The organism is Arenibacter sp. ARW7G5Y1, assembly GCF_003201775.1.
In the GTDB taxonomy this organism is placed as follows: domain Bacteria; phylum Bacteroidota; class Bacteroidia; order Flavobacteriales; family Flavobacteriaceae; genus Arenibacter.
On record NZ_QJJZ01000003.1, the window covers coordinates 377,796 to 385,412 of the forward strand.

At 38.5% G+C, this 7,617-nt stretch carries 6 protein-coding genes and 1 pseudogene; 3 read left to right on the plus strand and 4 right to left on the minus strand.

Features of this window, described 5'->3' with window-relative positions:
* Positions 1–210 precede the first annotated feature (210 nt).
* Positions 211–309 (minus strand): type II toxin-antitoxin system prevent-host-death family antitoxin, encoded by a 99-nt coding sequence (locus C7972_RS24380; protein ID WP_353477459.1) that lies wholly within the window; start codon positions 307–309, stop codon positions 211–213.
* Between the two features lie 100 nt (positions 310–409).
* On the opposite strand from C7972_RS24380, the pseudogene C7972_RS24385 reads away from it, so the two are divergent.
* Positions 410–949 (plus strand): annotated as a pseudogene (locus C7972_RS24385) (PAS domain S-box protein); the annotation flags it as partial.
* Positions 950–1,072: 123 nt separating this feature from the next.
* Here C7972_RS24385 and C7972_RS06810 read toward each other — a convergent pair.
* Together C7972_RS06810 and metE are read right to left on the minus strand one after the other, a co-directional pair.
* On the minus strand, positions 1,073–1,402 hold the full coding sequence (locus C7972_RS06810; protein ID WP_110355464.1) for a YegP family protein: 330 nt from the start codon (positions 1,400–1,402) through the stop codon (positions 1,073–1,075).
* A 155-nt stretch (positions 1,403–1,557) separates the two neighbouring features.
* Positions 1,558–3,870 carry a 5-methyltetrahydropteroyltriglutamate--homocysteine S-methyltransferase gene (gene metE, locus C7972_RS06815; protein ID WP_110355465.1) on the minus strand — a complete coding sequence of 771 codons (2,313 nt, stop codon included), beginning with the start codon at positions 3,868–3,870 and terminating at the stop codon, positions 1,558–1,560.
* Positions 3,871–4,026: 156 nt separating this feature from the next.
* Between metE and C7972_RS06820 the strand changes: the two genes are divergently transcribed.
* Complete coding sequence (locus tag C7972_RS06820) at positions 4,027–4,488, plus strand: Lrp/AsnC family transcriptional regulator (protein WP_110355466.1); 462 nt, start codon at positions 4,027–4,029, stop codon at positions 4,486–4,488.
* A gap of 306 nt (positions 4,489–4,794) precedes the next feature.
* On the opposite strand, the gene C7972_RS06825 is transcribed toward C7972_RS06820, so the two are convergent.
* Entirely contained in the window at positions 4,795–6,285 is a 1,491-nt protein-coding gene (locus tag C7972_RS06825) for a S10 family peptidase (RefSeq protein ID WP_110355467.1), read from the minus strand.
* Positions 6,286–6,733: 448 nt separating this feature from the next.
* Between C7972_RS06825 and C7972_RS06830 the strand changes: the two genes are divergently transcribed.
* Complete coding sequence (locus tag C7972_RS06830) at positions 6,734–7,426, plus strand: LytTR family DNA-binding domain-containing protein (RefSeq protein WP_110355468.1); 693 nt, start codon at positions 6,734–6,736, stop codon at positions 7,424–7,426.
* Positions 7,427–7,617: the final 191 nt, after the last annotated feature.

A 7,617-nucleotide genomic window follows, 5' to 3' on the forward strand; every position in this document is an offset into this window, starting at 1 on the left:
TAAGAATATTTTGAAAGAGGTAACCGATTTGGCCCATATAGGCCCATGGGAATTGAATTTTAACAATTCAACTATTTACTGGTCCGATATGATTAAGAAAATTCACGAAGTGGATCGAAATTATACCCCTACCATAGATAGTATACTCGGATTTTGTAGAGATGGGGAAACAAGGGAGAGAATTTTACAGGATATCAATAACGCAATATATCACGGTAAACCATGGGATTTTGAATTTCCAATTATAACGGCCAAAGGAAACGAGCGCTGGGTAAGAATGATCGGGAAACCAGAATTTGCCTTTGACAAATGTTCTAGGATAATAGGAAGTATTCAAGATATAAATGACTTGAAAACTACCGAATTAAAAATGGAACAGGCCAACAGCGATAAAAATGACATCCTGGAAAGTATTGGGGATGCATTTATTTCATTGGACCACGAATGGACGGTTACCTACTGGAACGAAAAAGCAAAAGAGGTATTGGGAGTTGATAAAGGAAGTATTATAGGGAAAAATTTTTGGGACTGCAATTTAAAGAATATCAATCCTCGGGAATATATTAAATATTACAGAACCATTAGGGCGGGAAACACGGTATATTTCGAGGATTACATTTCTGGCCTGGATAAATGGCTTGAAGTTAGTGCCTATCCTTCTGAAAATACAATATCGTTATATATAAGGGATATTACGGAAAAAAGACAGATTCAAGGCGCCATTGAAAGGCAAAATGAAAAATTAAGGGAAATTGCCTGGACACAATCACACGTGGTGAGGGCCCCTTTATCTAGAATGATGGGGATTATTGATTTGTTCAATGAAAACCTGTTGGAAGAAAAGGAGAAGACACATATGCTGGATCATATTTATTCCTCGGCCATTGAACTGGATACCATTATTAGGGAAATCGTATCGAAATCCCAATCGGTAATTTCATGTCAGTAAGGGTAATAGGTTCACTTTTTATAGGGATGGTTCCCTGTACCTAAATGACAACGGACAGCCAAAATTAGGCTGCCCGCCGTTCAAGGTTCCGTTATTATAGGATATACAATACGAATTTTACACTTAACTTAGATCTTCAATGGAGGCCTCAGTTGCATTGTTCTTTACAGATGCAATTCCATTCTCCATAGCCGAAGTACTGGAATACATTTCACTGGAGCCGATAACCTGACCATTTGTTGCCTTTAAGTTAAAGTAGGGATTGCCATTCTTGGCAGTCTTTCTTTCATATTTATTGTCGTCCGTGGAATTTGCCTTAACGGACGCTATCCCATTTTCGCATGAGGCTTTGGTCTTGTAGGCCTCACTGCTTAAAATTACCTGACCATTGGAGGCTTTTAAGTTAAATCTAAATTGGTCCGACTTATCTTTTTTAATTTCAAATTTACCCATTGTAAATGTTTGTTAAATTGAACTTTACTTAATTATCCAACAATTTAAATAATTTTTTTAACAAGGCTTCCAGAGATCGGCAAAAAAAACTCATTTTTTACTATCGCGGTATTTTAATCCCGGTCAAAAGGCGTTCAAAATAGTGGATGTTTTATTTAGGTATGGTATGCTGCCCGTATTTTTTTTGCCACTGCCACCATATTGGCCAAGGCCAATTCGGTCTCGGGCCATTCCCTCGTCTTTAAACCGCAGTCCGGATTTACCCATAAATTTTCTATCGGAAAAAGTTGGGTTGCTTTGAGCAGTAATTCTTCCATTTCCATTTTGTTGGGTACTCTGGAAGAATGAATATCGTATACCCCGGGCCCAATTTCGTTGGGATATTTGAATTGGACAAAGGCGTCCAATAATTCCATTTCCGATCTTGAGGTTTCTATGGTAATGACATCGGCATCCATATCCGAAATGTTTCGGATAATATCGTTAAATTCTGAATAGCACATATGGGTATGGATCTGTGTCCTGTCCTCTACTCCACTTGAAGCTACGCGAAAACATTGCACGGCCCAATTTAAGTAGGTGTTCCAATATTCTTGCCTTAGGGGAAGCCCTTCCCTTATGGCCGGTTCATCAATTTGAATAATTTTAATTCCAGCTTTTTCCAGATCCATGACTTCATCCCTGATGGCCAAAGCAATTTGTTTACAGGTCATTGACCTAGGTTGGTCGTCCCTTACGAAGGACCATTGTAAAATGGTAACTGGCCCCGTGAGCATACCCTTTACCGGTCTCTTGGTTAAGGATTGTGCATAAGATGTCCATTTTACAGTCATCGGCGTATCCCTATGGACATCCCCGTAAATTATAGGGGGCTTTACACAGCGACTTCCGTAACTTTGTACCCATCCGTTACAAGAAAAAGCAAATCCATTAAGCCTCTCCCCGAAATACTCCACCATATCATTCCTCTCAAATTCGCCATGAACCAGGACGTCCAATCCAATATTTTCCTGAAATCGGATCGTGTTTTGAGTTTCTAGTTTGATAAATTCATCATACTCCTGTTGGGTAATCTCTTTTCTTTTGAGTTTGCTTCTCCAACCTCTTACCTCTTGTGTCTGGGGAAATGACCCAATAGTGGTTGTTGGAAATAATGGAAGGTTCAATTCTTGTTTTTGCTTCTTTTTGCGAGTATTAAAGTTGTTTTTACGTTGGCTGGCCCCATCGGTCAATGAAAGGACCCTTTGTTTGGTATTTGTATGATGAATTAATTCCGAGGTCCTTTTTTCTATAAAAAGTCGCCTATTATTAACTAGTTCAATGGCAGCTTCTTCTGTGGGAACCTCTGATGCCAATTGCCTTAAGACCACTAGTTCCTTAAGCTTTTGTTTGGAGAATGCCATCCACTGTTTAATTGATGAAGGAAGGCTCTCCTCCTGATCCTCTAAGTCCAGATCGTAGGGAGTATGCAAAAAGGAGCAGGAACTGGCAACCCAAATCTTGTCCTTTCCAACACCTTGTTGGGCCTTTTCAATCAGGTTGAGGGAAGCATCAAAGTTGTTTCGCCAAATATTCCTGCCGTCCACGACCCCTAAGGAGAGTATCTGTTGCCCGGTGTACAATGCTGACTCCAAGATATCATCCAACTGCAGCGGACATCTAACTAAATCCAAGTGAAGTGCATGTACAGGAAGTTGCAATGCAGTTTCCAAATTGTCTCCAAGACAGTCAAAGTAATTGGTAAGAATTATTTTTAATTGAGGAAATTTTAATGCTATGCTATTATAAAGTTCCTTCACCTTCTTTCGATCATTGTCTGTAAGGTTTAAAGCCAAACAAGGTTCATCCATTTGAATGTACTCAGCTCCTGCCGAAGATAATTGCCCCAACAATTCATAAAATACGGGCAATAAAGATTCCAATAGGTCCAGCCTGTGGAATCCTTCTTCTTTTTCTTTCCCGAGATATAGAAAGGTAAAGGGTGATATAAGTACGGGTTTGGTCCTTATTCCGAGGGACATGGCCTCCTTGTATTCGTCTACCGCCTTTATGGAATTTAGTTGGAAGGATTGATTCTTAGTGAATTCCGGAACTATGTAATGATAATTGGTGTCGAACCACTTGGTCATTTCCATGGCCGTTACGTCGTAACCATCCTTTTGAAGACCTTTGGCCATCGCAAAATAAAGATCTATTTCCGATGTGTCCTTTTTAATTTCTGAATATCTCTCGGGAATGCAACCATAGGTAATGGAGGCATCCAATACTTGGTCGTAAAAGGAGAAATCATTGGAAGGAATAAAATCTATGCCAGACAATTGCTGTATTTCCCAGTTTTCCTGACGTATTTTCCTAGCGATCAGTTTAAGTTCTTCTACATGGATTTTGCCATGCCAGTATTTTTCCAAGGACTTTTTTAATTCTCTGTTGGCTCCAATTCTGGGGAAACCCAAAAGGTTTGTCTTCATGTTTTTTAATTTTCACAATTCTCTGCAAAGTTTATAATTTTGTTTTAATATTCTATATTTGTATCTATAATTGAAATTTTACACTAATATATATTGTTATAGTAGAAAATTATTCTGTAATAACAGTGGGTGTATTAATTAAAAGAAAAATATTCTATGACCGATTTGGATAAGATAGATATTCAGATTCTGAAATTATTACAGAACAATTCCAACCTTACCACTAAGGATTTGGCCAACAAGGTAAATTTGTCCACTACCCCAGTTTTTGAAAGGATCAAACGTTTGGAGAAAAATGGTTATATAAAAAAGTATGTAGCGGTTCTTGATGCCGAGCAATTGGACAAAGGTCTTACCGTATTTTGTAATATTACCCTAAAGCAGCACACACGGGAAATCGGCAACAAGTTTGTTAAGGATATAATCGCTATCAAAGAGGTTACGGAATGCTATAATGTATCAGGGGATTATGATTTCTTACTCAAGGTAATGGTCAAGGATATGAAACATTATCAGGATTTTGTGTTGAACCAACTAGGGGGAATAAAAAATATTGGCAGTGCCCACAGTACATTTGTTATGGGGGAAATAAAAAATACCCATTCCGTCCCAATTTAATGAGGGCATATGATTATGGCGATATCAAGTCCAAGTCCTTGGAAGGTACTTTAAAAATATATTAAAGGTATTTGATTCAGTGGGTGTTAGGGCTTTCTAAATTGGTAAGTAATGGATAGTGAGGTCCCTAAACCTAAGTAACAGTTTCTCTTCCCCACATAGGGAAACCCATGGCAAGCACGGCCTGTTAAGGTTTCCATGCTTGCCCAGGGTTACATTGGTGGGATGAAATTGTTCTTGAACAGACCAAGCGTTCATGTTGTTAGGACCAATTCCTGCCTCCTATAATATGTTTAAAAAAAGAAATTAGTATTTAGCCGATTTCCCATTTGGTAGACTTGCTTTGATAAACTCCCTTATGTCATCATTGGCAGTTTTTAGATCGGCCTTACGCAAATACATCATATGGCCACTTCTATATCCTTTAAAACTCAAACGATCTTTCATTTTACCACTTGGATCCAGTTGCCACATGGTATATTTAGAAGTGAAATAGGTGGTAGCACCGTCATAATAACCTGTCTGGAACATCACATTAAGATATGGGTTTACGGCCATGGCTTTTCTTAGGTTTTCTCTGGTATTATTGTTTTTATCATTCCAGGGGTGTACCGCTCCAAACATATTGTATTTAATATCCGTTTTAAATTTTAAGTGCTCCCGAATGTAAAAATTGATGGCAGGTGTAAAGGAGTGCAACCATGAGGTAAGTTCCGCATTGTAATCGGGCTGTGTCCCCGCCTCTACCCTATCCAGCCCTAAATAGCGTGAGTCCAGTCTACCGACGGTATTGCCGGTTTTATCCCGTAACAATTCTTTCCAGAAAAAATTTGTTGGGACATCAAGATTATGCTGCATTATGGATTTTTCCGATAAACTTGAGTAGTAGGCCATTTTTGCCGCTATTTTTTGTTTTTCTGCTATGGAAAGGGATCCCCCCCTGGCCAATGCGGGCATTAAGGTGTTTAAAGTAAATTCTTCGGCTTCGGGCAATATATCCAAAAGATCCTTTTGTTGTAGGGTTTCGGGGAGTGCTTTATGATACCATGCAGCCGCAGTAAAATAGGGCAGATTGAAGGACGACGAAATTGGGCTGTCAGATTTAAATACCTTATAATCCGCAGGAGAAACCATAATTACCCCGTTGAGATACATCCATTGCTTTTCCTGTAATTCCAAAGCCAGGCCAGCTACTCTTGTACCACCGTAACTTTCTCCTATTAGATATTTTGGTGAAGTCCATCGCCCATTTCGGGTGATGAAGGTGTTTAACCATTCAGCCAAATAGTTAATGTCTGCATTTATACCAAAAAACTTATCTCTTTTCACTCCTTCCCCGCTGGCTGGTATTGTTCTGGAATACCCAGTGTTTACAGGGTTAACATAGACTATGTCCGCCACATCCAAAATGGAATGGGGGTTTTCACGGACCCCGTAGGGTTGAACGGGGTATCCTTCGTCATCGATATTCAATACTTTAGGTCCAGTATAGGCAATATGCATCCAAACCGAGGCTGAACCAGGACCTCCATTGAACGAAATTAATAGGGGTCTATTAGCTGTATTTTCATTGGTGGTTTTTTTATAATAGGTATAAAAAAGCGTAGCGATAGGTTTTCCTGATTCATCCCAAACTGGCTGCATACCTGTTGTTGCTGTATAAGCTATTTTTTCGCCATTAATAGTGGCTGTGTGGGTGGTTACAACCGTTGTGTCCACCGCAATTTCTCTATTCTGTGCATTTACTATTAATGTAAAATGCAATAATCCAACAATTAATAAAGTGACATTTTTCATATTAATATATCCTTTTTCTATTTAGGTTAACAGTGTTTTGAACATGGTTGACGCCAAAGGCTTATATAAGGCTGGCTACGTTTTCTTTATAGTAAGCTTTCCGATCGATGACCGTCCGTAAATATAAAAAAGTGACCTCAATAAAGGCCCAAGACCACTTCTTTTTTATGAAATGTTATAAGTTGGCGCTTCTAGTCATAGTTAGCTACTTGTCTGTATGGGGGAAAGAGGGGGAACATTATCCCTCATTAAAAAGGGAATTACCATAAGATCCCTATCATTTCAGCTGTATGTAAAAACCAATTTTTGAAAAATCTGCTTCATAAAATCCTTACACCACGCATATCTTCATTTACACAACACATATGGTGTAGTTCACATCATTTTTGAGGGATTGGGAGACCATTTAAGTAATTTCAACATGATTTAATCCCACGAGACACACATTATGAAATTAAGAAGTATAATAGTAGACGATTCGGCTATGCAGCGCATGGCCGTAGCCAAATTGGTCAACAAACATCCAAACCTTGCTTTGGTAGCTGAGTACAGCAATGCCATTGAGGCAAAAAATGGTATCAAGAACAACGAGATCGATCTTATTTTTCTCGATGTGGAAATGCCCATTATCAATGGTTTCGATCTATTGGAATCCTTGGAAAATCCACCACAAGTAATTTTGATTACCGGTAAACCTGATTATGCCCTAAAGGCATTTGATTACAATGTAACCGATTATTTGTACAAGCCCATTACCCAACATCGTTTTGAAGCCTCCATAAAGAGGGCTTTGACCCGATTTGAACAAATGCAAAATGCAAACGAGGAAGAAGAGTATATCTTCGTGAAAAGCAACCTAAAAAAGCGCAAGGTTGTATTGAACGACATAAAATGGATAGAAGCTCTTGGCGATTACATTAAGTTGGTGACGAACGAGGGTAATGTGGTGATTCTTTCTACAATGAAATCTTTTGAACAAAAGTTACCGAAGGAAAAATTTCTTAGGATTCATAAATCCTATATTGTGAATTTGGAAAAAGTTGAAAAGTTCAATAGTAAAAATATTGAAGTGGAAGGAAGACAGGTGCCATTGAGCAGAAACAAAAAAAATGAATTGATGGAGGCCCTTTATAACGTATAGGGTTTATTGTCGGCCTAACATCACCATGTCTGTTATCGGAGGTTTTATTCAAGCTTATTGCATCTATGAAAACATTATGCGGTGATTGGAAATAAAATATTTTATTTTTTTGTAGTCATCCAGTAAAGGTTTTACCCAACATCTAATGGTAATTTATTTTATCAAAAGCGTGCGCAGGCACATAAAAGTGT

What these genes read in the sequence shown, in the direction of transcription:
- C7972_RS06820 (WP_110355466.1), top strand. Translation starts at nt 4,027, where the DNA reads ATGACCGATTTGGATAAGATAGATATTCAGATTCTGAAATTATTACAG.
- metE (WP_110355465.1), bottom strand. Translation starts at nt 3,870, where the DNA reads ATGAAGACAAACCTTTTGGGTTTCCCCAGAATTGGAGCCAACAGAGAA.
- C7972_RS06825 (WP_110355467.1), bottom strand. Translation starts at nt 6,285, where the DNA reads ATGAAAAATGTCACTTTATTAATTGTTGGATTATTGCATTTTACATTA.
- C7972_RS06830 (WP_110355468.1), top strand. Translation starts at nt 6,734, where the DNA reads ATGAAATTAAGAAGTATAATAGTAGACGATTCGGCTATGCAGCGCATG.
- C7972_RS06810 (WP_110355464.1), bottom strand. Translation starts at nt 1,402, where the DNA reads ATGGGTAAATTTGAAATTAAAAAAGATAAGTCGGACCAATTTAGATTT.